Genomic DNA, 24,450 nt, shown 5'->3' with positions numbered 1-24,450 from the left:
ATGTCGTAAATGCCCAATTCATTAGGAGATTTAGTACCAACGGAATGGGTGGTGTTACCGCTGTTATCGTAATACCATGCCACATTACCGAGAGTATTACTACCAGAGTAGGTATAACCCTGGCTCTTATTACCACCGCGGGCAGCATATTCCCATTCTGCTTCAGTAGGAAGGCGATAACGTTTGCCCGTAGCAGTACTCAGGCGGGAGGCGAACTCTCGGGCTTCAGTCCAACTAACAGATTCCACAGGCAGATTATCTCCCTTGAAATGAGACGGGTTAGTACCCATGACACTCCTCCACTGAGCTTGAGTAACCTCATACTTGCCAATGTAAAAACTACTCACTGTGACTTGGTGAACAGGTTTTTCATCGTCAAAACCGCTTTCACTACCCATCCGGAACGTGCCGCCCTGAACGTAAACCATCTCAGGCTCGGCGGGATGGCGAGGGACGGTAGTGGTGGACGGTGCGGTAGTGCTATTACCCGCTCGTGTTCGCGCCACAGGGTCTTTGGGGTTAATTGCCAGAATTTCGCGGTATTGTGCGATAGCTTTGGCTTGCTGACCATCCGTCCAGAGATAGTTGGCAACAGTTATTAATTGGTTACACTTCTCACATTGTGCAATGCGCTTGTCGGCGTAATCCCGACCATTAGGGTCAAGACCCTTATATAACAAATAATGTCCTTTGGCAGTTTCGTACTTACCTTCATCGAAAAACTTGTCGGCATTTTGACGATCCAATTGTTGACCATACATTGAACTTAATGCGATAATCATCGCCGTAAAAAAAAGAAAATTCCGTTTCATATCATTTGAGCTTTTATTGTGCGAGTAGTTTATTTACTTCCGTTGTATTTCGTAATGTTTTGGCTCTTCGTAACATGTCTTTTATTGAAGCATTATCGTAAGTTCCAATGAAAGCCGCCAACTCTTTCGCCTTATTCAGAAACCGGTTGTAGCCTGTATTATCATCTGGGTCGAGCGATTTTATAGTCTTCCAATGCTCCAATGCCGTATCCCATTGCATGGCAGCAAATGCTGCCTCGGCATTGGTTTTCGCAGTCCGGAGTTTCTCCTGCGCTTCTGCTTGACGCTTCTTTTCCGCCTCAGCTTCTGCACGGCGTTTCTTTTCGGCATCTTCCGCCTCGCGACGACGTTGTTCTTCAGCCGTATTGTTCATAGACGGCTGAAGAACTGGAGTTGTTGGAGACGCTGATTGTTTTGTCGACGGTGTGGCGGCATTAGTTGCGTTTTCGTTTTTCACCGCAGATACAGTCGTGGAGTCGACAATTGCCTCCGGCGTGTCCGTCATAGATATAGCCGTCTTGTTCGGTTTGAAAACAACAAACAAGATAACAGCCAGCAAAAGACCAAAGACTCCGAAAACAATATATTTGTCACGATTACTTTTCTTCCCGCCGGAAGGAGGAGGAGATGTTACAGTATCATTTCTGCCATTTGTAGAAACAGGAACGGGCGTTTCCTCATTTATGGAAGCTGCGGGTGGAGCGCTCCTGTCGATATCAACGTCTTTTTCAGCCGGTATTTCCAATACGGTTTCATCATCCTCCGGTGGCGAAACGGTAACCTCTTGGTCGTCTTGCGGCGCAGGTTCCGGTGTATCTGCTTCCGTATCCGCATACTTACCGCTCAATATATCCAGGCATTCCGCCGCATTCTTCACCCGCTTTTCAGGATCGCCAACCAAGCAACGGCGGACAAGGGTTTGCCACGGTTCGGGGACTTCGGTTATCGCGTCGGGCAATCTACCCATGTCGATTTGCCGTATCATCTCGCTGCGCCCCGCCTCGCTTGTGGAAGAGTGGGTGCCGTAATCGAAGGGACGTCTGCCGGCAAACATCTGGAACACGATGACACCGAAACTCCATAAATCGGTATTCTTATTCTTCGCCATTCCCCGGATTTGTTCGGGTGAGCAATAAGGCAACGAACCGGCGCCACGCAACGAGTCGCTGAAAGTGCTGTCTACATCTACTTTTTTACTGATGCCGAAATCGGTAATCTTGGGGATATACTCTCCACGACGCTTGGCAATCAAGATGTTCTGGGGCTTAAGGTCGCGGTGGATGATGCCCTCGGCGTGCAGGAAGTCGAGGCCATTCAGAATTTGGGTTAGTACCGAGGTTTTCTGTGCCGAGGTGAGCGCGTTGGCTTTCAGTAGTTTGGACAGGTCGCCTTCTTCATAATATTGCATAATGGCATAATCGACTTCGCCGGTGGGTGAGTCGAACGTGTGACACTCGCCCTCGTAGTAGGCGATATTGGGATGTACCGGTAATTTACGTATCAGTTCAACCTCATTCTTGAGCCTTCTGTTCTCGTAACCGGGTTTCACTTCGGCAATTTTAAGCGCCACTGACCTGTCGCGTATATTGTCCCAGGCTTTAAACACGCTCCCGAAACCGCCCGCTCCCAGTCGGTCGGTCCTTACGTCGTAGTTGTATTGCTTTCTGAATTCTTCGTAGGTCATATCAAATTCCTCCCTCTGTTTTTGTATTATTCCGGACTTTACCGGTTATTCCGGTATGAAAAGAAACGTTGTTCGTCCCATCCGCAGGGTGTCGCCGGGGGAAAGGATAATCTCGTCGCCCTGTTCCAACCGGTTGCCGTTGTGGAATGTACCGTTAGTGCTGCGGTTGTCCGACAGCAGGTGTTCGAACGTGGAGTCCTTCGGTTTCATGACAACATCTATAACGGCGTGGTTCTTGCTCATATAGGTATCGGTGGTAGGAAACCGGATATCAGCCGACGAATTGGGCGATTGGCGTCCCAACACGTTACGGCCGCGCACAAGCGTAAAATCACGAACCGTTCCTTTCCAGCCGCCCTCGTCCTTTTGCATGCGCAATTTGGCAGGACGGTACATTCTGCCGGAGTCGTCCCCGAGGCTTGTGTCAGTGGGGATATCGTCCGGGGCTTCTTTGATAACGGCTTGCGGGACGTCGGTGAATTTCGCGGTCAAATTGGTCAATCCGCACTTGGAGCATTTAATGGTTTTGGGCGGTTTGTCCTGCCTTATCGTGAACGGGGCGTTGCACTCGGGGCAATAGATTGTCCGGGTGGGTACTTCCCGGAATTCAGCGAGAGGAGCGGTATGGGCGCACTTCGGACATTTGATTACCGGCCGTTTGAGCGATTTGTCTATGCTCATTTCCACGCCGCACGAGGGACATTGACATAATACTTTCATCACAATTCGTTGTTTATCTGTTCCAATTTAATATTTCCATCCGGTCTTCAAACTTGCCCCACATCACAGGGATTTGCCTGCCTTTGCTGTACTCTTTCACACGGGGATTGACAAAGTTGAACAACTCGCGGGCGGTAATCACCTTATTACGGTCGGCATCGGCGCCGCCACGCAATCCCATCATGAGATAATGGGTGAAAAAGCCGCTTTCAAACGCGGAAGTTTCCATAGAGAGTTGGCTGGAGCGGGAAGACAGGAAAAGGCATACTTTCTGGTTATTCAGGCTTCTCAGGTTAGCCCGGTTGTTTATCTCTCTCGAGCGCATCTCTCCGGAATGGCAAGCGTCGGCGAAAATCAGTTTCCGCCGGGCTTTGGTTCTTTTAAATATCTTTTTGAATTCGGTGTAGGCAATGCTGTTATTGTGTGCGGCAAAACCTCCTTCGTAGCCGTGACCGCTGAAATAGAGTATGACGACATCGTCCGGGTTAGTGGCGGTAAACAGCCGGTTGACTACATTCATGATATTTTCCCGCGTTGCGTTCCGGTTGGTCAGAAGGGCGATTTTGTCGGGCGTGGTATGTTTACTTAGCAACCCGTACATATCCCTCGCTTCCTTTGCCGGATAGGTCAGGTTCGTTGCTCCGGGGAGAGCGTACTCGGACACACCGACTACCACGGCATACACATTGCCTCGTCTTGCCCGGGCGTTTGCATCAAGACCGGAAATCAGAATGATGAGGATGCCAAGCAGGATTGCCCGATGCTTGGGATTATTGTCTTTCATGGGTGTTCAACATTTAATTATCATAAAGCGGCTTCCCGGATGCCGGTTATTACATCCGGGAAGCTGCTCAAGCAGATTTATTTCGGCGGGCGCTCCGAACGGGGTAGCTATACGATGAAATCATCGACCGGAGCATCGTTGACATAGTCCGGCATATCATTGTCCGCCAAATAGATGCCAACTCCATCGGTCTCCTCAATTACAACGGCATTATCGTCCAACAAATCGGGTGACAGGACATCCACATCATCGGCTCCGTTAAGGATGGCTACACCGTCCTCGTCGGTTTCCACCAATTCAACCGCATCGTCTTCCATGCTGACGAATTCCTGAAGATTCCCTTCGCTATCGAGCAACAGATATCCGTCTTCCGTACCATCTATATTTGCCAGTATATCCTCTCCGATAACTCCGATCAGTTCACCGTGTTCGTCCAAAACGGTATATTGCAGATCTTCGGGGCTGACTCTCACCTCTTCGCCGGTTATCGCATCCTGCAAAGTGATGTATTGATTCCCGTTTTCATCTACGTTTATCACGTGTTCGCCAAAGCTAACTTCGGCAACTTCGCTTTCAGCATCATTATTTACAACATTACCTGCGTCAGCAACATCAGCTACAATATCAGTGCTTGCATCATTACCCGCATCGGCAAGTTCATTTGCGGTATCGGCATCTGTCTCGGGAAATTGGGAACGCCAATCGTTGTTGCAGAAATTATCCTTATAGTCGTCGGAGAAACTTTCCCATTCGTCGGCATAATAAGTGCCGTAGATTCCGCCACGCCACTCGAACACTCCATTAGGGCCGACTTCTTCGCGAGCGGCGGCAAAAGCCTCGTTGAAACTCATACTGTCTTCCGGAGATTGGGCGATTTCTACTTCTTCGATGGTTTCGGGTTCCGGTGTTGCGGATATGCTTCCTCCAGCTTCATGAGGAGCTTCCATTTGCGGAGCCTCTCTGAAAGCCATAAGACCCATTGAGCCAACGAGACCTGCCATCAGACCCAGTCCGCCGACAACTACGCTTTTGACTGTTTTCTTGCCGGATTGGTCTTTCGCTTCCTGCGCATCGGTTTTCACTTCGTTTTCATTCACTTGATTAACCGGCTCCATGCGGGTTTCATCATTGTTGATAGTTACATTTTCGTTCATGGCTGTAATTTTTAGGATTCATATTTTCATTACTCTGATGCAAACATAACGAATGTATTACAGGCAACCAACAAAAAGACAGTACATTGTACCCATATATGCGGTTTGTATGACAAAACAATCGTTTTTGGGGATAACTTAAAATTAAAGGTGGAATTCCCGCTTACAAGCAGGACATTTCCCGCTTCTTCTAACGAATTCCCACGATTTGCCCCTGTATGGCGCACCGCAAGCCGGACATACATAGTCCAGTTCGAACTTCTCATTCAGGCGGTTCAGTTTCTCTTTCATCTCCCTGCTGCTTTTAGAAGCCCACTTGGTGGCGAGAACAAACATCAGTATCGACAGGATGGCGCCTCCGATGGCAATAATGGTTTTGGTTTCCGAGTCATGTCCCACGAATATGGTCGCCAGTGTTGTGACGGCTCCCAGAAGTATCGTCGGCAACATTCGTTTGGTCATCATGTCCTCCTGCATCTTAGACTGTAGCCGGTTGCTTTCGGACTGATAATCGTTATAAATATCTTTCAGTTCCGATACTTTTAGGCTGAATTCTTCGTCCGAAAGAGGCAATTTCCGCAGCACTTCATTGATATTCAGCAAATAATAGTCCGGTCCTCCAAGGGATACTACATCCGAGCGATTTATTTTCTTCGACCTGACACGACTTCCATTAATGTATGTGCCGTGGAGGGAGTCTAAGTCTTCGATATAGACCCCATTGGCCTTTAAGGTGATTTTGGCGTGCAATCGCCCTACAGACTTGTACTTCTCTTCAACTATAAAATCCCCTTTATCAACTTGCCTGCCGATAAGTATCTCGTTCTTTTCCATAATTATCCGGGAATAAACAGCATTTTTAGTTTTTTAAGCGCCTCTTTGGATACCGACAAACTGAATTCCTTTTGAGTGGCCTCAGAGAAAAGTTTCAGCTTTTGTTTTGCTGTATCTATCTGATAGACATAGTTCAGATTGATAATATACGATTTACCGATGCGGGCAAAAATCCGGGCATCTTCTTGTAGCTTCTCCATCAGATACTCCTGCATCTTCTGCAATGAAAAAGTAAAGATAAGCTTTTGGCTGTTCGTGAGTTGCAATACCGTATAGTTCTTATCGGCCATGAAATAGACAATCTGTGAAAGATGAATCCGATAAAACTCGTCGCGCGAATTGAAATAGATGTATTTATTCATGAGCATTTGAATTAATAGGATACAAATCTATATAAAAACATTTAATTTGCAACATGTTTGATGAAAATAACAACCTTTCTGCTTGTTAAATATTGATTTTCCTAACTTTTAAAGCATTGGAATTTGTCTTATGGGACAGATTGTTTCGTCTTTATAACGGTCAACAAGTTTATCTTTATATGACTAAGAGCAATTGTGCGAAGTATTTTCAATTAATTATGCCATCATAAAACATCTTTCTTCATTCAATCAATAGAAAATACGAATGATTTTATGTAAGTTTGCGAGCACAACCCAATTTTATCTCTTCAGGCTTATGAAAACAACACGCTTTATTATATTAAGTTTCTTCCTGCTGCAATCTGCCTTTTCCATTGCTCAATCCAACCTGATTGACAGCCAACGGTTTTCAACCGATAGACATATTTATAAGATAGACAGAGATGATTTACGAAAAGTGCATCTGAAAGAAGAAGGATTCAACGAAACAATGTTAGATAATTTCGTTGCGAAGTATAAAAAGGGGGAGCAAATTCCTGATTTGAACAGAGGAAACTATGTAATAGTCAGCGTCATAGACAATCAGTTAGACTATGCCGAGCTGATTATTGATGATTTATATGCCAAGATTATCCCGTCGGAGAAGTTTGCCGTTTGCCTCTATGATTCATTGGGCAACATTATCAGTGACGCCAAATCATCCAAATTGAAATACGACAAAAAGACACAAACATACAGCACAGGCAAGGTCAAAAACGAACAGATTATAGAGATAGACCATAAGGGAGTCTTTCATTATCTTGAGGTAGGGAGTGATCATTACGCCCGTAAGAATTTCCTTAAATCGACTTGGTGGAAAATAAACTCATGGTGGGATAATATAAGATATAGGGTAAAGTACGTATTCTATCCATCGGAACGTCCCATGAAACATAAATATACGGGATTCATCGTTTTCAGTAAGCCAAAGTATAAACCCGGAGAAACGGTAAAACTGAAAGCTTATTTATCGGAGCATAACGGGAAACGGTACGATAAACCCGTTGATATTAAACTACGTAAGTATTCTTTTTCAGATATAGATACCATACTTACCAGACTGGAGCCATACCAGGCTGGTATGTATAGCTATGAATTCAAACTGACAGAGGAATTAGACTTGACATTGGATAACAATTATAGCATATTGCTTATTACTGATGATGAAAACAGTAATACGATAAGTAATGACTTCAGATACGAAGATTACGAACTTAAAAGTATCAGTTTTTCAGTAAAATCGGATAAGGAAGAGTTTGTTTCGGGGGATTCCGTCAAACTGGATATGAAGGTAACAGATGAGAATGAAATGGCAGTCTACGACGGGAAAGTCGATATTCTGGTAACATCTCAAGGCTTCGATCGGAATAAAATGAAAAGGATGGAAACCATTTTCATTCCGGACACATTGTGGAGTTATACGGTCGACATGTCCGGAACATCCGGAAAGGAGTTGATTATTCCTGATTCTATCTTTCCTTCGGATGTGGATATTAAATTCAAAGTAGAGTGTACTTACCTGAGCGCAGATAATGAAAAGCACGTAAAATCCTTGTCTTTAAGCAAGTCGGATAAGAAATATATGCTGGACTTTTCGTTGGACAAGGGAATGTTAACCATCCGGGAACTGTATCTGGGCAAGTCACAGCCGGCGATGGCTGAGATTATTATCTGTGGGGAAAACGACGAATATATATTTCAGGACTCTGTTATGTTGCCACACACATTAGCCGTTCCCTGGCATGCGGCAGATGTAACAGTCGAGAGTAAGAATACAAAAGACTATTACTTCCCAGACGATGCAAGAGATGAACAATTAGGATATAAGTTTTACAGAAACAACGACTCTATTTGCCTGAAAGTAGATAACCCTGCCGGCATTCCTTTTTGGTACACAGTCCGGAAAATGAAAAAGGAAATAGCCGGAGGTTATACCACACAATTAAATTATGCCATTAAAGATACCGGCGAGAACGGATATAGCATGCAACTTTCTTACTTTTTTGGCGGTGAAAGCAAATCAATACAAGGCGCATTGCCTTTTGCCCGGAAGAATATCACAATGGATGTAACAACACCTACAACCGTGTACCCGGGACAAAAAGCGAATGTGCAAATCTCCGTAACGGACAAGAAAGGGAACCCTGTAAAGGATGCCGATATAACCGCTTATTCTTTCACATCCAAATTCAACAACTATTCGATGCCCAATGTATTGATTGGGGGCAAAACCCGCTACGCAAATCAATTCCGTAATGCCTATTACAATATGGATGAGGATTTATACTATAACGGCAAATCAAACCTGACATGGAAAAGATGGGCGGATGCTATGGCTCTGGACACAGTAGAATATTATAAATTTCTGTATCCTGAAACTTTCTATGCTCATAAAGAAAAGACAAGCAATGGCAATACATTAATTTCTCCTTTTGTGGTTATCAATGGAGAAGTTCAGGGGGTACATTTGTTATGGATAGACGAAAGGCTTTATTACGCCAATCAAGCCGAACATCTGAATGTATATTCCTTTGAGATTAAGCCGGGAAAGCACAATCTGCGATTCCGCACGCACGACAGAGAAGTGTCAGTTCATAATCTCTATCTGGAAGAAGGACAGAAATATATCTTCTCCTTTAATGCAGAGAAACCATATACCATGGTTCACAAACCTGTACAGATACCTTTTCTTTTAACTTCGAGATTACTGGATAAAAAAGAACGTGGTTACCTGTCAGAAAAAGAAGAATATGAACTCCGCTCCCAATTAGTAACGGTAGATAATAACTTTGGAGAAATACAGTTACCCAACATAGACCGGAGAGTTGAAGTACCGGGTTACATCAACACCGGGAATACTCTCTATTATTTGAATCATATCAGCAGAGTAACTTATAATCAGACTTTAAGGGCGATGGTGAAGACTCCGGTTTTGGCAGGCCCTTTCCCCAAAAGAACTCTTATGGGAAGCTTGTCTAATATGGCTTCAATATATGCAGGAGATAAATTTTTAGTAAATACAGAAATCGAAGGAGGAAACCTTTATACCCTGTATCCGGATTACCAGAAAATAAAACAATGGGATAAATCCGTAATAAACAGGAATATATCTGCATTCAAGCCGGCATTGAACTTTAAACAACAGTCACTCACACAAGAAGATATAGAGGAACGGGTGAAGAATAACATGATGGATGTTATGTGCTCTGTATCCGGCTTTGTTGATGCCAGGCAATACTACAAGGCTTTTAGTGTCAATAACTATCGGCTGAATCTGATTTTAGGGCAAGATACGGCAAAAAGAGAAATTAGTCCTACACTCATTTTCATTGAACCCCAAAAGGAAGAGAACAGGCAATACTATCAGCTTTATTACGGAGGAACTAAAGAGTTCAAGAATATACCGGTCGGAGAACTGACGCTTCACCTTATTTTCAGAGATTCAACTTCATACAGTTGCCCTGTGCAACTGCGCAAGGGAGGAATGAATTATCTCAGAGTAGATTCCATTACCACTTATCACAAGAATACAGAGATTGCCAGAATCGCTTATAACATATTCAATAAAGAAGTAAAGACGCATTATGTGGAAAATCCATATATCTCAAAGCCGGCATCGGCAAACGATGCGCATGTATTATCACCTGCATTCGACAGCGAGAAATTCAAAACAGAGAATAAAACCAGAAAAGTAGTAACAGGGATAGTCACAGACAGTAGTACTGAACCCGTAATAGGAGCTTCGGTGCTAATTAAAGGAACCAAAAGAGGGACTATTACCGATTTTGATGGAAAGTTTGAAATGGCGGTGGATGATGAAGCGGTTTTGGAAGTAGCGTTTATTGGATATAAATCAAAGGAAATAAAAGTATCTACCGGTCATGAATATAATGTTGTTCTTGAAGAAGACGCACAGTATTTGCGAGAAGTAGTTGTAATCGGATATGGAGTCGAGAAAAGAAAATCATTGACGGGTTCTGTTGCTACAGTTCATAATGATAAATCTTTAGCTTCTATTTTGGACAATCAGCACCTGCAAGGCAAGTTGGCCGGATTAGCAACCGGAATAAGAATCAGAGGGGCAGCAAGCACAAATGCAGAAGCTAAACCGCTGATTGTAATAAACGGATTGCCTTTTGATGGAAGTTTAAATGATATTGATGCTTCTTCAATCCTGTCGCTGAACATATTGAAGGATGCTGCCGCAATTTCTATTTACGGCGCACGGGGTGCTAATGGTGTTATTATGATTGAGACCAATGCTTTATCTGCCCCTAAGCCTGCGGAATCAGAAAATGCTACGAATGAAGAACCGGGTAATAGCATGAGACGTAACTTCCATGATGACGCATTCTGGCAACCCAAACTTAAAACGAATGAAAAAGGCGAAGCGAATTTCGAAGTAACCTATCCGGATGATATAACCAACTGGAATGCTTATTTCATTACATTGGGAGGGGAAAATCAGTCCGACACAAAACAAGTGAGTATCAAATCCTTTAAAGCTCTGTCTGCACGTCTTTCTACTCCCCGTTTTGCTATCAGAGGCGATAGCTTGAATGCGGTAGGAAAAATAGCCAATCATTTTGGAGACAGTTTGCAACTGACCCGGACTATCGAACGGTACAATAATAAGCAAATAGACAAAATAAGAATCGGCAACTCTTATGTAGATTACATACCTGCGGATGTAACAAACGGGGACAGCCTCACTCTTGCTTATTCTATGCAAATGGAGAATGGTTATTTTGACGGAGAAGAACGGTCGCTCCCAATCTTCGAACAAGGCTTGTTGCAGACCTACGGAGATTTTAAAGTAATCAACGATTCGTCAACTCATACGTTAAAGGTAGACCCTAAATTGGGCGCAATAACTGTTCATGCCGAAGCTTCAAGTCTGGAGTTATTCTTGCGGGAAATAAAGAACATCGACTTATATTCCTATATGTGTAATGAGCAAATGGCATCGAAAATAAAAGCTCTGTTAGCAAAAAAATATATCTTCAAATTGCAGAGAAAGGAATTTAAAGAAGATAAGAAAATAAACAGCCTGATCAGGGATCTGAACAAGAATAAAAACCAAGACGGACTTTGGGGCTGGTGGAACAAGAGCGGGTCTGTGATGTGGATATCCCAACATGTTACCGGTGCACTGCTTGATGCGGAAGAGGCCGGATATAAAACAGGATTGAACAAACAGGCGTTGGCGTCAACATTGGAACAGGAACTGAAAGATGGATTGTCCGCCTTGTCTTTGGCTGTAGACAAAAAGCTGCCTCATGCAAAAGGAGAGTTATTAGACAGGCTACTCTTCCTGAAAAGATTAGATGCTCCCATTGATTATAATGCTTATTTACGTGAAATAGATTCCCGACTGAAAAGTAAAACAACAGGAGATAAACTGAAAACAATGCTGGCAATGTCTGTCACGGGACAGCAAGAATCTATCAGAATGGACTCGCTGATGCACTATTCCGATAAGACAATTTTAGGCTCTCTTTATTGGGGGGAAGAAAAGATAAACAAACCCCACTACCGGTATTTTTATCGCCCGTACGAAACCAATACGGAAAACACACTGTTAGCCTATCAAATATTGAGAAATACGGGAGGGTATGAGAAACTATTAGAAGGTATCCGGAATTATTTCTTCGAGCAAAGACAAAATAACACATGGAACAACATCTATGAGTCATCACGTATCGTACAGACAATCATGCCCGATATGTTGAAAGCAACTGATAAGTACGGCAATGTTGTTATGAATATGAACGGAAATAGAATTTCGGAGTTTCCTTATACAACAACACTCGACCCGACGGAAAAGGTTGAAGTAAGTAAAACAGGGGCCATGCCTCTCTTTATTACCGCTTATCAGAAAGAATGGAACAGAAATCCGGCAAAAGAACAATCCAAAGGATTTGAAATTTCGACAATATTTAAAATGAACAACGATAGCATAGCCAATCTGAAAGAGGGCAAGCCCGCCATTTTGCAGGCTACTCTCAACATGGATGGGGATGCGGAATATGTACAAATAGAAATACCCATTCCGGCAGGTTGTTCGTATGAATCCAAATCCGGCGTCAATCGTTGGAAAGAGGCACACAGGGAATATTATAAAGAAAAGGTCGTCATTTTCTGCAATAAGCTATCGAAAGGAGAGCACATATTTACTATTGAGCTACTACCGAGATACACAGGAAGGTATACCTTGAATCCGGCAAAAGCGGAATTAATGTATTTCCCCACTTTCTATGGAAATGAAGAAGTGAAGACAACATTGGTAGAATAAGTCAGGATAAGTCACTCTACCCTCACGCTTGCCCTCAGCTATTCAAACGCCGATGAATAAAGGGATACTATGCTAACTCCAGCATTGTAATAAGCTGCACCCGTTGGATTGAAAGACTGTCGCCTTCTGCCTGAACATACTTGAGTAAAGCAAGACCGTCCTGGCGGAGTTTTGACTTCCGTAAGAGATTATCGTCTCCCATTTCATCCGATATTTTCAGCATAGTCATGGCTGCAAGTTCAATCTTGCCCATTTTGGAGGGGTCTTCTTCGTATCGATCAATCACTTCCTGTGTATTCATGCTTAACAGCAACTCAGTGGGAAATCCTAAAATCTGTCTTGTAAGGTCGTCATATTCCGTCCACTCATTCTTGCGGAATTTCTTCTTGTCGAGTATGGCATTGACAATCAAAGAAATAATTTCCTGAATCATTCGTATCAGATAATCTTGTCTAATCATAACCTTTCGTTTTTAGTGCATGAACTGGGAAAACAGAATGCGACTACAAAGTTAGTGATAGTTTTAAGAAACTGTTTTGATTTTGCTCTGTATTTTGAGAGTTATTTTCGAGGATATCACTGAAAATCTCTACCTTTGCATTCGTAACGTTAACAATATAGTGTAATATCCATGAATAAGATAACTTCTGTATGCGTATATAGCGCCTCGAGCACCAAGATAGATCCGGTTTACTTTGAAGCTGCCCGCGAATTGGGAACTTTGTTGGGGCAGCGACATATCCGCCTGATAAATGGTGCAGGGGGAATCGGCCTGATGAGCGCTACTTCTGATGCCGCGCTTGCAGCGGGAGGAGAAGTGACGGGCGTTATTCCCCGCTTTATGGTAGAACAAGGTTGGCACCATAAAGGGTTAACGGAAATGATTGAAGTGGAAGACATGCACCAGCGTAAAAAGAAAATGGCCGACCTGAGTGATGCTGTCATTGCTCTGCCCGGAGGGTGCGGAACTCTGGAAGAACTATTGGAAATTATCACCTGGAAACAATTAGGGCTTTACCTCAATCCTATTGTTATTTTGAACACCAACGGTTATTTTAATCCTCTGCTTGATATGTTGCAGCGTGCCATAGATGAGAACTTCATGCGTCAGCAACATGGTGCTATCTGGTATGTAGCCCGTACGCCGGAGGAGGCAGTCGATATGATACATGCCATTCCTGTCTGGAACAGTTCCATACGTAAGTTTGCGGCAATATGAGCAAGTTGCTGTTAGCATGGGTAACAGGTTTTGAGGGAATACCAATCCCTTATTCTCCTAAATTGGACGATGGAATCACTGTGACCCTGTTGGGGTGCTTTATTTTGTCCGGCTATGTTCTGTCGCGTAACCGGAAGTTCTTGATACAGTTGATGACAGACTTCTTTCTTCGCCGCGAACGTACCAGTATCTTTGCTATTTCTACCGGTACGGATATGCGCTATTTACTATTGCTTATTCTGCAAACCTGTATCCTGGCAGGTATTTGCATTTTTAATTATTTTATAAATGCCCGCCCCGAGTTGGGCGCACAAGTGCCTCCATATATTTTGCCCGGAATATACATTGCGGTATGCTTGCTTTATTTTTTCCTGAAGTGGATAGTCTATTCTTTCCTTGGTTGGATTTTTTTTAACGGGAATCAGACAACACTCTGGATAGAGTCTTATTTTACATTGCTTTATTATCTTGGATTCGCCCTTTTTCCGTTTGTCTTATTTTTCATTTATTTCGATTTAAGCTTTCAAATAGGTATTATTACCGGCCTGATTTTAGTATTTTTCGTTAAATTGTTGATGTTCTATAAGTGGCTAAAGTTTTTTTGTAACAATTTACATGGCATTCTGCTTTTAATTTTATACTTTTGTGCCCTTGAAATCATACCTTGTTTCATGTTGTATCGGGGTGTGTTACAACTAAATGATTATTTGATAATAAAATTTTAGGACGTTGAAAATTAAGAAAGTACTTGTGTCGCAGCCGAAACCGGCATCAGAGAAATCTCCTTACTACGACATAGCCGAGAAGTACGGCGTGAAAATTGATTTTCGCCCGTTTATTAAGGTGGAAAGCCTGTCTGCTAAAGAATTCAGGCAACAAAAAGTTTCTATCCTGGAACATACCGCTGTTATTTTTACATCGCGTCATGCCATTGATCACTTTTTCCATCTATGTACAGAATTACGTGTGACCATACCGGAAACTATGAAGTATTTTTGTGTAACCGAAGCAATAGCTTTGTATATCCAGAAGTATGTTCAATACCGCAAGCGGAAGATCTTTTTTGGGAATACAGGAAAATTTGAAGACTTGTTGCCTCCTATCGTTAAGCACAAGGTTGAAAAGTATCTGGTTCCAATGTCTGACGTGCATACGGATGAAATCAAAACTCTGTTGGATAAGAGCAAGGTACAGCATACGGAAGTTGTCATGTACCGTACTGTAAGTAATGATTTTACCTCGAACGAAGAGTTTGATTATGACATGTTGGTATTCTTCAGCCCTGCAGGTGTAACCTCTTTGAAAAAGAACTTCCCCGATTTCGATCAACAGGAAATTAAAATCGGTACGTTCGGTTCTACTACTGCACAAGCGGTACGTGACGCCGGGCTTCGTTTGGATTTGGAAGCTCCCAGCGTACAGGCTCCTTCTATGACGGCAGCGCTGGAGATATTTATAAAAGAGAACAATAAGGGGAAGTAACCGATAAAGATGCCCAATACCCTGCGCAAATCAGAGAGGCTGGATAAGAAAAAGATTATCGACAAGATGTTTGCGGGTGGTTCACGCTCGTTTTCTGTCTTTCCTTTGCGCGTGGTATATCTACCGGTGGAAGAAGGAGAAGCGCCCGTATCCATTCTTGTCAGTGTTTCAAAACGTCGTTTCAAACGGGCGGTGAAGCGCAATCGTGTAAAACGTCAGATACGTGAAGCGTACCGGAAAAACAAGCATGAGTTATTGCAAATGCTTCAGGCGCATGAACGGCAACTTGCGGTAGCTTTCATCTATCTTTCCGACCGGTTGGTTGATTCGACAGAAATTGAAGAAAGAATGAAGATTGCGTTGACACGTATTTCGGAAAGAGTATCTGCCGGAATCAAGATGCCCCAAAACACTGATAGTGTAATTGCAGCTTCACCGGAAGAAACCGGTAGTACGGGATAAAGTTTATGAAAAAGCTGTTTTCATATTTATTGTTGCTTCCTATTTATTTCTATCAGAAGTGTATTTCACCCCTGACTTCGCCTTCATGCCGTTTCACCCCTACCTGTTCGCAATATGCTGTTGAAGCAATAAAAAAACATGGACCTTTAAAAGGAATGTATCTGGCTATCAGACGCATCTTGCGTTGCCACCCCTGGGGAGGTTGCGGATATGATCCCGTTCCATGAAAATTCTTATCCCATGAAAACTTCTGCTGCATGATACTTCCCGTTGATATACATACACACCGGCAACCCCAAACGCCCGGAGAGGCTATCGTGAACTGCTTTCCCGAAACGTTCATTCCGCAAGCGGGAGGCTGGTATTCTGTGGGGATACATCCCTGGCATATTGCTTCTGTCTTTCGGAACAAAGCGGAAAATCCACCTTTTGATAATGAACAAACGATGCCGGAAGGAGAAGAGTTGCGTCGCTGCATAACTATGAGTAGCGAGGGACATTGTTTTGAGAATTTATTGCGTCACCCGCAGGTACTGGCTGTAGGCGAAGCAGGATTAGATAAACTGGCTGATACTCCTTTGAATGTGCAGATGGAAATATTCAGGTATCAGGCTCGTTTGGCTGAGGAGATAAACAAACCTTTAATCATCCATCTGGTAAAAGCTGTAGACGAACTTTTAAAGTTGAAATCGGAGATACATCCGGTAAATCCGTGGATTATTCACGGCTTTCGTGGGAAAGCAGCTTTGGCGGAAGAGTATATCCGGCATGGTTTCTACCTTTCTTTCGGCGAAAAATACCAGGAAGAAGCGTTGCGAACGATACCGCCGGAAAGGTTGTTTCTGGAGACGGACGAAAGTACACTCCCGGTTGATACGCTCTATGAACGAGTTGCGGAAGTACGCAGAGTGTCTGTCGAAGAACTTCGCAATACGCTCCGAAAGAATATAGACGAGACGTTTCTATAAAGCAAACCGAGAACAAGCTCAAAAGGAGCTGATAAATTTAAAAAAGAAAATCAAAACAGTTTCTAACAATAAGCATTGTTTGTTCAGATAAAGAATCGTACTTTTGCGATTAATAAAGTATTTCAAATATATAAATTAATCATTCGATGAATTTTGTAGAAGAATTGAGATGGCGTGGCATGCTCCACGATATGATGCCCGGCACGGAAGAACTCTTGGCTAAGGAACAAGTGACCGCATACATAGGTTTTGACCCAACGGCGGACTCATTGCATATTGGACACCTTTGTAGCGTAATGATACTGCGTCATTTCCAACGTTGCGGACACAAGCCGATGGCGCTGATTGGCGGAGCTACGGGTATGATTGGCGACCCTTCGGGCAAGTCGGCCGAACGTAATCTGCTTACGGAAGAAATCCTGCAACGCAATCAGGAAGGCATGAAGAAACAGTTGAGCAAGTTCCTCGATTTTGAATCTGATGCTCCTAACCGTGCAGAACTTGTGAACAACTACGACTGGATGAAGGATTTTACTTTCCTTGATTTCGCCCGCGAAGTAGGTAAACACATCACTGTGAACTATATGATGTCTAAGGATTCTGTTAAGAAGCGCCTGAATGGTGAGGCTCGTGACGGTTTGTCGTTCACTGAGTTCACTTACCAGTTGTTGCAAGGTTACGACTTCCTGCATCTGTATGAAACCAAAGGTTGCAAGTTGCAGATGGGCGGTTCCGACCAATGGGGCAATATCACAACAGGTTCCGAACTGGTTCGGCGTACAAACGGCGGTGAAGTGTTTGCACTGACCAGCCCGTTGATTACAAAGGCTGACGGCGGCAAGTTTGGTAAGACTGAATCGGGAAACATCTGGCTTGATCCCCGTTATACCTCTCCATATAAGTTCTATCAGTTCTGGTTGAACGTAAGCGATGCGGATGCAGTGCGTTACATCAAGATATTTACGTCTTTGCCCAAGGAAGAAATCGAGGCTTTGGCGGCTGAGCATGAAACGGCTCCCCACTTACGGCTCCTCCAGAAACGTTTGGCGAAAGAAGTAACGATTATGGTACACTCCGAAGAAGATTATGATGCTGCGGTAGACGCATCCAACATCTTATTCGGGAATGCTACTTCCGATGCTTTGAAGAAATTGGACGAGGACACATTGCTGGCGGTATTCGAAGGAGTTCCTCAATTCGAGGTATCTAAGGATGCTATATCTGCCGGTGTGAAAGCTGTTGACTTGTTTACCGAGAATGCAGAAGTTTTTGCTTCCAAAGGTGAGATGCGTAAGTTAGTGCAAGGCGGCGGTGTTTCTCTGAATAAAGAGAAGTTGGAAACATTCGACCGGATGATTACTTCTGCCGACCTTTTGAATGAAAAGTATCTGTTGGTACAACGTGGAAAGAAGAATTATTATCTGATTATTGCCAAATAACTCCGGATGGAAGCTCAATAGGGCTTACGAAAATTTGTTGTTTAACGCACGTGCATACGCTGCATGTACAAAAACAAATCTACAAAAGGTCTAATGTGATGACAAGTAAATGAAGATATTACTAACATTATTAACCATCCTATACCTCTCGGTCTCCTGCTCGAAAGAGCAGGAGCCAACTCCTGAACCACCACCTCCCCCGCCACAGGATTATACAAGTGTAGTGTTTGTACATAACATTGAGAATCAAATACTCTTTGATTGTTCCGTAGGATACTATATTGGCGGTGTGTACAACAAAATCTCCGACCTCGAAAGCATGACCGCCGGTAAGCATAGCAAAGAAATAAAGCTCCCCGACAAGACGATTACGGAAATATGCCTTTTCACCCAATACCCCTCTTCCGGGGCTTTCTCTATTCAGATGAATACGAAAAACATAGTTGAATTATCTGAAGCCGACATTGATGAAATGGCATTCCAGGAGACAGACATAATAATTGCCGGAGAAGGTTATGACGTAGTCACAGCAAGGTACGAAGTCAGATATTCCGGTATTTTTAAAGACGACATTGTGCGTTTGTATCTTGACCTGACTAATAATGGAGGCATAACGATTGAGATGTCGAAGCAACTATTGAAGCAACAAGTCATGATAGAAGCAGGCAAAATATTTTGGTTCTTCTCAATAGGCGACGGAATGAGACCGTTTCAATCTTTTGAAAACACCAACAAAGACTTCGATGGCTACACAGGCTGGTTTAGAGTCGACTTAGACGAACAGACTTCCAAGTATTCGTTAGATTTTAAATTAAAACAGAGCAGTGAACTAATTGCTAATGGGTGTATTAGGAATGTTTCTATAAGAAAGATTCTTAATTAAACTCACTGAGTTCGACATAATTCTCAGAATATACTTCTTGGGAAATTATGTCGAACTCAGATTACGAAAGTCTTTTAGCCTGCTTGCCGTCAGTAAATTCACATAGACTACATCAAAGACAAAAAAAGACTTCGGAATATTTGCATATCTCGGGGTATACCTCTATCTTTGCACCGCTTTTTAGCAGAAAGCATATAAGTTTGGACTATGGTGTAATGGTAGCACAACAGGTTTTGGTTCTGTTTGTCCAAGTTCGAATCTTGGTAGTCCAACTACTTTACAAGTTATTTGAGATAAAACCCTCTAAAATTAGCTATTTTAGAGGGTTTTTGATTTTCGGCCCATGAGCGATTTGCGTCGTCGTGAGGCGATTTATAAAATGTTCTTCTTGTTTATCAATGCAAACGTAATTACGATTTGCGAGGCGAAGTAGGTAGGAAGAACCAGATAATCCAGCCCTCCGTATCCTGCAAAGCCTCCCAATGCGATGATCGTGTCTGAAAAAACCAACAGGAAAATACCGAATGCAAATCCCCATCGTGTCGATGCCTTTAACCGAATGCCGATTGCCGCTGCAAGCGAGATACATGAGACAACCAGATAAGCCAACACGGCGCTAAACATAACGGCTCCGGTTATTCCCGGATATAACATGAAGAAGAAAAAGCATAAATATACCGCCAATAAAGCCGTTAACAACCACCGGTTGAGATGTCCGTTCTTTAAAGAAAATAGAATGTAACCAAGATGAGCTACAAAAAACAGGCACACACCATAAATAAAATAGTTCCGGCTTCTGCTGCTGTAAGCCATAAACCAGTCGGCAACCGAAGAGACAATCAGAGCGGCAATAATCCACCAGATTAGAGGACGAAGTGTTCTGTCTGATATCAACCCTAAAATTACGGCGCAAGAAAGAGTGGTGGCAGCCCGGAAGAAAAATCCGCAGTCCATGACGGCAAATCCGCAGAAAACGACAGGAATTATCAATGTTAAGTATCTCATGGCAGAATCTTTTTGTTCTCAAAGATAGCACATAAATCGGTTGCTTTTACTTTTAAATCCGTATCTTTCGCTTAGAAATAAAATCATTATATTTATAGCCCTGTAATCGACCGTCCGCCTTTTCATACGTATAATTAATAAACGAGCATATAGTAATGATGAACCAGGAAAAAATACAAGAACTCATAAGCAGGAGCAGGAAAGAAGATATGAAAGCGTTCTCTCTTCTGCTCTCCGAGTTCCAGCCACTTGTATTCCGGCTGGCATTCCGGTTGTTGTGCGATGAAGACGAAGCCAAGGATATAGTGCAGGAGACTTTTGTAAAGGTCTGGCTGGCATTAGACAAATACAATGACGAATGCCGCTTCTCCACTTGGCTTTATAAAATCACCTACAACGCGTGTTATGATCGCTTACGCTCCCTGCGCCATTCCCCACTCAACGATGAGACTGCTTACCTATGCTCTGTAGACGTTTCATCCGGTGACGATATAGAATCAACCGTAGTCAACAAGCAGCTAAAAGAACTCATTCTGCGATATACCGATGAATTATCGCCTCAACAAAAACTGATTTTCACATTACGGGATATTGAAGAATTGGATGTGCCGGAGGTAGAAGTCATTACCGGACTGTCTGCCGGAATCATCAAAAGCACTCTTTACCTCGCCCGAAAGAATATACGAAACAAAATGAATCAAATAGATAATGACTTATGAAACAAGATGATAGATGTTACGAAGAATGGTTGGCTGAAATCAGAAGCAGGCAACCGGTGATGAGCAATCCGGATGAACTGACTGCGAATATCCTGCAACAAGTGGCACGGATGCCTTCTCGGAAGAAGAAAAAGAAGCTTCTGATTGGCTGTTGGTTGTCCGGAATGGCCGCGGGAGTTCTGTTGTGCCTATTGATGGGGGAGACTTTCTTTGATCCGGTTTTTTATGAAGTGAGATCGATGGAAGGATATCATTTACAGGAAAATAGCGCTTACTCTCTGCCGGAAGGTTGGGAAAAGATGGAACTCTCCGAAAAGAGCGACTACCTGTCCGGGCAATACATGCAACTCAGGAAACTGAGACAAAGCAAGGTTATGGAATTAACAAAGAAAACTTATTAAATAGAATCATTATGAGAACAAATAAATGGATGGCAGCCATGGTTGTGCTGCTTGGTATGACTTCTTGCGGCACCTCTTACCGGATGGTTTCCCAAGTAAATAGTAATGGTAGCATGCATAGAGAAGTGTATGCGTATGGCGATTCCGCTTTCCTTGCGGGAGACAGGACGCACAATCCGTTTCTGTTCCGGATAGAATCGGGATGGGAATTGAACAAGCTTGATTCTGTCGTTAAATTCAATTGTTGGGGAAATGAAGAGAAGCTGAATGTAAAAGTATGGCGGACGTATCCCACGGTAGGCGCCGATTCTTTCAGCACTTTGGATGGAAAGGAATATATGCATCCTCTGGTTGTTCCGGCTGAAAAGCTCCGGAAGGTTTTCGGCTGGTTCTATACCTATTATCAATATACGGCTGCATATAGCGAACTACCTGATAAGGGGCCTGTGCCTCTTGACAAATACCTGACTAAGGAGGAGCAGCGGATATGGTTCCGTGGTGATACAGAAGTGTTGAACGGATTGAATGGTATCGAACAGAATAGTAAATTGGATGACATTGAAACCGGATTCTGGAAATGGTATAACCGTAGCCGGTACGAACTCAGTTACGAAGTAATCCTCCAGTTCGCCATCCAAAAGGGAGATACGGCTTTTGTACGCCGGTTGGCAGATTTGAAGGAGCCTGTCTATGGAAAGCACTTTTCCGGAAAAGATTCCGATGATGAAGGGTCGCCCGGGAAAGTATGCAATTACCTGGATGAATTCAGTCAAACGAAATATTTCTCAGATTTATATAAGTCGGACGGGAAATCAATGGATGAATTGTATGAGGAGAAAGGGCGGATTACAGAGCTTTTCGGATATGCCGTGCAGTTTGAGTTATCCATGCCGGGAAAAGTAGTTTCCACTAATGCTGCTCTGCAAAAAGACGGTTCGCTCATTTGGAAAGTGGATGCGTATCGCCTTCTGTACAGTGATTATACGCTTACGGCTGAGTCGCGCGTGGTCAATTATTGGGCATTCGGCATTACCATACTGTTCCTCTTGCTGTTAACCGGTTATTGTTGGAGAAGATATAGACGGTAACTGTCCGTTGCACACGTGAATCGTTCATGATGGCAGTGATGTTTCCGCAAGTTGTGTGCTTACTCTCATTGCCTCTGCAAACCGCGGGTAATGCAAATAATTTCATAATAATAAAATAGTTTCAAATAAAACTAATACCTTTGCGCGGTATTTACTAATTCAATTAAAAGGATATGGCTTATCATCATTTATCTGTTTTGGTGCATCGTCGTGCCGAAAAGTATGGCGACAAGATAGCTCTGAAATACAGGGACTACGCAAGCGCGCAATGGAACCCCGTTACATGGAATCAATTCTCACAAACGGTGCGACAAGTTGCGAATGCACTCATAGAACTGAATGTGCAGGAAGAAGAGAATATTGGCATTTTCTCTCAGAATAAGCCGGAATGCCTGTACGTGGACTTCGGGACATTTGCTAACCGTGGGGTAACCGTACCGATGTATGCTACCAGTTCGTCCGCGCAGATACAATACATTATTGATGATGCACAGATACGTTATCTCTTCGTAGGTGAACAGTATCAGTATGATACCGCTTTCAGTATATTCGGTTTTTGCCGGTCGTTGCAACAACTGATTATTTTCGACCGCTCCGTCGTGAAAGACTCGCGCGACATGACTTCCATCTATTTCGATGAATTTATGGAACCCGCCAAAGATTTGCCGCATAATGACGCAGTGGAAGAACGCACTTCCCGCGCCTCCGCAGGCGACCTTGCCAATATACTTTATACCTCCGGTACTACAGGCGAACCGAAAGGCGTTATGCTGCATCACTCCAACTATTTGGAAGTGCTCCGTATCCATGACATCCGCCTGCCTTTCATGACAGACCGGGATGTTTCCATGAATTTCCTTCCCTTAACGCATGTATTCGAGAAAGCCTGGTGCTATCTCTGCATCCATAGAGGAGTGCAGATATGCATCAACCTTCGTCCGGTGGACATACAGATTACCATAAAAGAGATACGTCCTACATTGATGTGCAGCGTACCCCGCTTCTGGGAGAAGGTATATAGTGGCGTGCAGGAAAAAATAGCCCAGGAAACCGGTTTGAAGAAAGCCCTGATGCTGGATGCCATTAAAATAGGAAAGATACATAACATCGACTATCTGCGCAAAGGCAAAACACCGCCGTTGATGATCCGGTTGAAGTACAAGTTCTACGAAAAGACCGTTTATGCCTTGCTGAAAAAGACTATCGGTATTGAGAACGGTAATTTCTTCCCGACCGCGGGAGCTGCCGTACCGGATGAAATCTGTGAGTTCGTCCATTCGGTAGGCATTAATATGGTAGTCGGTTATGGCCTGACGGAATCCAGCGCCACCGTGTCCTGTTTCCTCAATGAAGGGTATGAAATAGGTTCCGTCGGTACGGTGATGCCCGACGTTGAAGTGAAAATCGGTGAAGAGAATGAAGTCCTTTTGCGTGGGAAGACCATCACCAAAGGATACTACAAAAAAGCTGAAGCCACTGCCGCCGCCTTTGATAAAGACGGTTGGTTCCATACCGGCGATGCAGGTTATCTGAAAGGCGACCAGCTATATCTGACCGAACGCATCAAGGACATGTTCAAGACCTCCAACGGGAAATATGTCAGTCCGCAGGCATTGGAAACCAAGCTGGCCGTTGACCGTTACATAGACCAGATTGCCATTATTGCCGACCAGCGTAAATTCGTATCCGCCCTTATCGTACCTGTTTACGGCTATGTGGAAGCATACGCCAAAGAGAAAGGCATTGAATATAAAGATATGGACGAACTTCTGCAACATCCCAAGATTATGGGACTGTTCCGCGCTCGCATAGACACCTTGCAACAACAGTTTGCCCACTACGAACAGGTGAAACGTTTCACACTTTTGCCTTCACCCTTCAGCATGGAGCGTGGGGAGCTGACTAATACGTTGAAGTTGAAACGTCCTGTAGTTGTACGGAATTACAAGGAACAGATAGATGAGATGTACGAAGAATGAAGCATAAGAAACTGATTTGAAAAAACTCAGATTTGCCTCCGTCCCATTTTTTTATTATAACCTCATAGTCATTCTTCTCTGATTGACTACTTAACCTGCTAACCTACATTATTCATAGTGT

At 43.5% G+C, this 24,450-nt stretch carries 22 protein-coding genes and 1 tRNA gene; 14 read left to right on the top strand and 9 right to left on the bottom strand.

All coding sequences use genetic code 11. The annotated features are described in order from the left end of the window. From B2Z67_RS03410 to B2Z67_RS03380, 7 genes are all read right to left on the bottom strand, one after another. Nucleotides 1–812 (bottom strand): formylglycine-generating enzyme family protein (locus tag B2Z67_RS03410; protein ID WP_291528415.1); only part of this gene is annotated, 812 nt, incomplete at its 3' end. Between the two features lie 13 nt (nt 813–825). After that, a complete protein-coding gene (locus B2Z67_RS03405; protein ID WP_291528414.1) occupies nt 826–2,496 on the bottom strand; it encodes a serine/threonine-protein kinase in 1,671 nt (556 codons plus the stop codon). 45 nt (nt 2,497–2,541) lie between these two features. Continuing rightward, the gene (locus B2Z67_RS03400) at nt 2,542–3,216 is read right to left on the bottom strand and encodes an FHA domain-containing protein (RefSeq protein WP_291528413.1); all 675 of its coding nucleotides are present in this window, start codon (nt 3,214–3,216) and stop codon (nt 2,542–2,544) included. Nucleotides 3,217–3,229: 13 nt separating this feature from the next. After that, nucleotides 3,230–4,000, bottom strand: coding sequence for a caspase family protein (locus B2Z67_RS03395; RefSeq protein WP_291528412.1), 771 nt, complete (start codon nt 3,998–4,000; stop codon nt 3,230–3,232). A 107-nt stretch (nt 4,001–4,107) separates the two neighbouring features. Then, a complete protein-coding gene (locus B2Z67_RS03390) occupies nt 4,108–5,154 on the bottom strand; it encodes a hypothetical protein (protein ID WP_291528411.1) in 1,047 nt (348 codons plus the stop codon). Between the two features lie 144 nt (nt 5,155–5,298). Further along, on the bottom strand, nt 5,299–5,988 hold the full coding sequence (locus B2Z67_RS03385) for an FHA domain-containing protein (protein ID WP_291528410.1): 690 nt from the start codon (nt 5,986–5,988) through the stop codon (nt 5,299–5,301). A gap of 2 nt (nt 5,989–5,990) precedes the next feature. Further along, nucleotides 5,991–6,350, bottom strand: a complete 360-nt coding sequence (locus B2Z67_RS03380; RefSeq protein ID WP_291528409.1) for a LytTR family DNA-binding domain-containing protein — start codon at nt 6,348–6,350, stop codon at nt 5,991–5,993. A 316-nt stretch (nt 6,351–6,666) separates the two neighbouring features. Between B2Z67_RS03380 and B2Z67_RS03375 the strand changes: the two genes are divergently transcribed. Continuing rightward, entirely contained in the window at nt 6,667–12,684 is a 6,018-nt protein-coding gene (locus B2Z67_RS03375) for a carboxypeptidase-like regulatory domain-containing protein (RefSeq protein WP_291528408.1), read from the top strand. A gap of 67 nt (nt 12,685–12,751) precedes the next feature. On the opposite strand, the gene B2Z67_RS03370 is transcribed toward B2Z67_RS03375, so the two are convergent. Beyond that, complete coding sequence (locus tag B2Z67_RS03370; RefSeq protein ID WP_291528407.1) at nt 12,752–13,144, bottom strand: hypothetical protein; 393 nt, start codon at nt 13,142–13,144, stop codon at nt 12,752–12,754. 171 nt (nt 13,145–13,315) lie between these two features. Between B2Z67_RS03370 and B2Z67_RS03365 the strand changes: the two genes are divergently transcribed. The 9 genes from B2Z67_RS03365 to B2Z67_RS03325 all read left to right on the top strand — a co-directional run bounded on the left by B2Z67_RS03365 (nt 13,316) and on the right by B2Z67_RS03325 (nt 19,409). Beyond that, nucleotides 13,316–13,903, top strand: coding sequence for a TIGR00730 family Rossman fold protein (locus B2Z67_RS03365; protein ID WP_291528406.1), 588 nt, complete (start codon nt 13,316–13,318; stop codon nt 13,901–13,903). After that, on the top strand, nt 13,900–14,628 hold the full coding sequence (locus B2Z67_RS03360; protein WP_291528405.1) for a DUF4271 domain-containing protein: 729 nt from the start codon (nt 13,900–13,902) through the stop codon (nt 14,626–14,628). The genes B2Z67_RS03365 and B2Z67_RS03360 overlap by 4 nt, the downstream gene beginning before the upstream one ends. A gap of 4 nt (nt 14,629–14,632) precedes the next feature. Further along, nucleotides 14,633–15,385, top strand: coding sequence for a uroporphyrinogen-III synthase (locus tag B2Z67_RS03355; protein ID WP_291528404.1), 753 nt, complete (start codon nt 14,633–14,635; stop codon nt 15,383–15,385). 9 nt (nt 15,386–15,394) lie between these two features. Beyond that, nucleotides 15,395–15,847: a ribonuclease P protein component gene (gene rnpA, locus B2Z67_RS03350; protein ID WP_291528403.1), complete on the top strand. Its 453-nt coding sequence runs from the start codon at nt 15,395–15,397 to the stop codon at nt 15,845–15,847. A gap of 5 nt (nt 15,848–15,852) precedes the next feature. Then, the gene (yidD, locus tag B2Z67_RS03345) at nt 15,853–16,074 is read left to right on the top strand and encodes a membrane protein insertion efficiency factor YidD (RefSeq protein ID WP_291528402.1); all 222 of its coding nucleotides are present in this window, start codon (nt 15,853–15,855) and stop codon (nt 16,072–16,074) included. A gap of 30 nt (nt 16,075–16,104) precedes the next feature. Then, nucleotides 16,105–16,815, top strand: coding sequence for a TatD family hydrolase (locus tag B2Z67_RS03340; protein WP_291528401.1), 711 nt, complete (start codon nt 16,105–16,107; stop codon nt 16,813–16,815). A 146-nt stretch (nt 16,816–16,961) separates the two neighbouring features. Continuing rightward, nucleotides 16,962–18,254 carry a tyrosine--tRNA ligase gene (gene tyrS, locus B2Z67_RS03335; RefSeq protein ID WP_291528400.1) on the top strand — a complete coding sequence of 431 codons (1,293 nt, stop codon included), beginning with the start codon at nt 16,962–16,964 and terminating at the stop codon, nt 18,252–18,254. 109 nt (nt 18,255–18,363) lie between these two features. Next, on the top strand, nt 18,364–19,137 hold the full coding sequence (locus B2Z67_RS03330; protein ID WP_291528399.1) for a hypothetical protein: 774 nt from the start codon (nt 18,364–18,366) through the stop codon (nt 19,135–19,137). A gap of 201 nt (nt 19,138–19,338) precedes the next feature. Beyond that, nucleotides 19,339–19,409: transfer RNA gene (locus tag B2Z67_RS03325), tRNA-Gln, on the top strand. A gap of 100 nt (nt 19,410–19,509) precedes the next feature. On the opposite strand, the gene B2Z67_RS03320 is transcribed toward B2Z67_RS03325, so the two are convergent. Further along, the gene (locus B2Z67_RS03320) at nt 19,510–20,142 is read right to left on the bottom strand and encodes a lysoplasmalogenase (RefSeq protein ID WP_291528398.1); all 633 of its coding nucleotides are present in this window, start codon (nt 20,140–20,142) and stop codon (nt 19,510–19,512) included. A 155-nt stretch (nt 20,143–20,297) separates the two neighbouring features. Here B2Z67_RS03320 and B2Z67_RS03315 point away from each other — a divergent pair, with 155 nt between their 5' ends. From B2Z67_RS03315 to B2Z67_RS03300, 4 genes are all read left to right on the top strand, one after another. Continuing rightward, on the top strand, nt 20,298–20,861 hold the full coding sequence (locus B2Z67_RS03315) for an RNA polymerase sigma factor (protein ID WP_291528397.1): 564 nt from the start codon (nt 20,298–20,300) through the stop codon (nt 20,859–20,861). Next, a complete protein-coding gene (locus B2Z67_RS03310) occupies nt 20,858–21,262 on the top strand; it encodes a hypothetical protein (protein WP_291528396.1) in 405 nt (134 codons plus the stop codon). Before B2Z67_RS03315 ends, B2Z67_RS03310 begins: the two co-directional genes overlap by 4 nt. 11 nt (nt 21,263–21,273) lie before the next feature. Beyond that, the gene (locus B2Z67_RS03305) at nt 21,274–22,350 is read left to right on the top strand and encodes a hypothetical protein (protein ID WP_291528395.1); all 1,077 of its coding nucleotides are present in this window, start codon (nt 21,274–21,276) and stop codon (nt 22,348–22,350) included. A gap of 173 nt (nt 22,351–22,523) precedes the next feature. Then, a complete protein-coding gene (locus B2Z67_RS03300; RefSeq protein ID WP_291528394.1) occupies nt 22,524–24,329 on the top strand; it encodes an AMP-dependent synthetase/ligase in 1,806 nt (601 codons plus the stop codon). Nucleotides 24,330–24,450: the final 121 nt, after the last annotated feature.

The organism is Bacteroides sp. UBA939 (assembly GCF_002293435.1).
In the GTDB taxonomy this organism is placed as follows: Bacteria; Bacteroidota; Bacteroidia; order Bacteroidales; family Bacteroidaceae; genus Bacteroides.
The sequence above is the reverse complement of the archived record's forward strand: the minus strand, read 5'-3'. Positions and strand labels throughout refer to the sequence as shown.

Bases quoted from the DNA above. Each gene is read 5' to 3' on its own strand.
- B2Z67_RS03405 (WP_291528414.1), bottom strand. From the start codon at position 2,496: ATGACCTACGAAGAATTCAGAAAGCAATACAACTACGACGTAAGGACC.
- B2Z67_RS03400 (WP_291528413.1), bottom strand. From the start codon at position 3,216: ATGAAAGTATTATGTCAATGTCCCTCGTGCGGCGTGGAAATGAGCATA.
- B2Z67_RS03365 (WP_291528406.1), top strand. From the start codon at position 13,316: ATGAATAAGATAACTTCTGTATGCGTATATAGCGCCTCGAGCACCAAG.
- B2Z67_RS03375 (WP_291528408.1), top strand. From the start codon at position 6,667: ATGAAAACAACACGCTTTATTATATTAAGTTTCTTCCTGCTGCAATCT.
- B2Z67_RS03360 (WP_291528405.1), top strand. From the start codon at position 13,900: ATGAGCAAGTTGCTGTTAGCATGGGTAACAGGTTTTGAGGGAATACCA.
- B2Z67_RS03310 (WP_291528396.1), top strand. From the start codon at position 20,858: ATGAAACAAGATGATAGATGTTACGAAGAATGGTTGGCTGAAATCAGA.
- B2Z67_RS03395 (WP_291528412.1), bottom strand. From the start codon at position 4,000: ATGAAAGACAATAATCCCAAGCATCGGGCAATCCTGCTTGGCATCCTC.
- yidD (WP_291528402.1), top strand. From the start codon at position 15,853: ATGAAAAAGCTGTTTTCATATTTATTGTTGCTTCCTATTTATTTCTAT.
- B2Z67_RS03340 (WP_291528401.1), top strand. From the start codon at position 16,105: ATGATACTTCCCGTTGATATACATACACACCGGCAACCCCAAACGCCC.
- B2Z67_RS03305 (WP_291528395.1), top strand. From the start codon at position 21,274: ATGAGAACAAATAAATGGATGGCAGCCATGGTTGTGCTGCTTGGTATG.
- B2Z67_RS03300 (WP_291528394.1), top strand. From the start codon at position 22,524: ATGGCTTATCATCATTTATCTGTTTTGGTGCATCGTCGTGCCGAAAAG.
- B2Z67_RS03370 (WP_291528407.1), bottom strand. From the start codon at position 13,144: ATGATTAGACAAGATTATCTGATACGAATGATTCAGGAAATTATTTCT.
- rnpA (WP_291528403.1), top strand. From the start codon at position 15,395: ATGCCCAATACCCTGCGCAAATCAGAGAGGCTGGATAAGAAAAAGATT.
- B2Z67_RS03385 (WP_291528410.1), bottom strand. From the start codon at position 5,988: ATGGAAAAGAACGAGATACTTATCGGCAGGCAAGTTGATAAAGGGGAT.
- B2Z67_RS03380 (WP_291528409.1), bottom strand. From the start codon at position 6,350: ATGAATAAATACATCTATTTCAATTCGCGCGACGAGTTTTATCGGATT.
- B2Z67_RS03330 (WP_291528399.1), top strand. From the start codon at position 18,364: ATGAAGATATTACTAACATTATTAACCATCCTATACCTCTCGGTCTCC.
- tyrS (WP_291528400.1), top strand. From the start codon at position 16,962: ATGAATTTTGTAGAAGAATTGAGATGGCGTGGCATGCTCCACGATATG.
- B2Z67_RS03320 (WP_291528398.1), bottom strand. From the start codon at position 20,142: ATGAGATACTTAACATTGATAATTCCTGTCGTTTTCTGCGGATTTGCC.
- B2Z67_RS03390 (WP_291528411.1), bottom strand. From the start codon at position 5,154: ATGAACGAAAATGTAACTATCAACAATGATGAAACCCGCATGGAGCCG.
- B2Z67_RS03315 (WP_291528397.1), top strand. From the start codon at position 20,298: ATGATGAACCAGGAAAAAATACAAGAACTCATAAGCAGGAGCAGGAAA.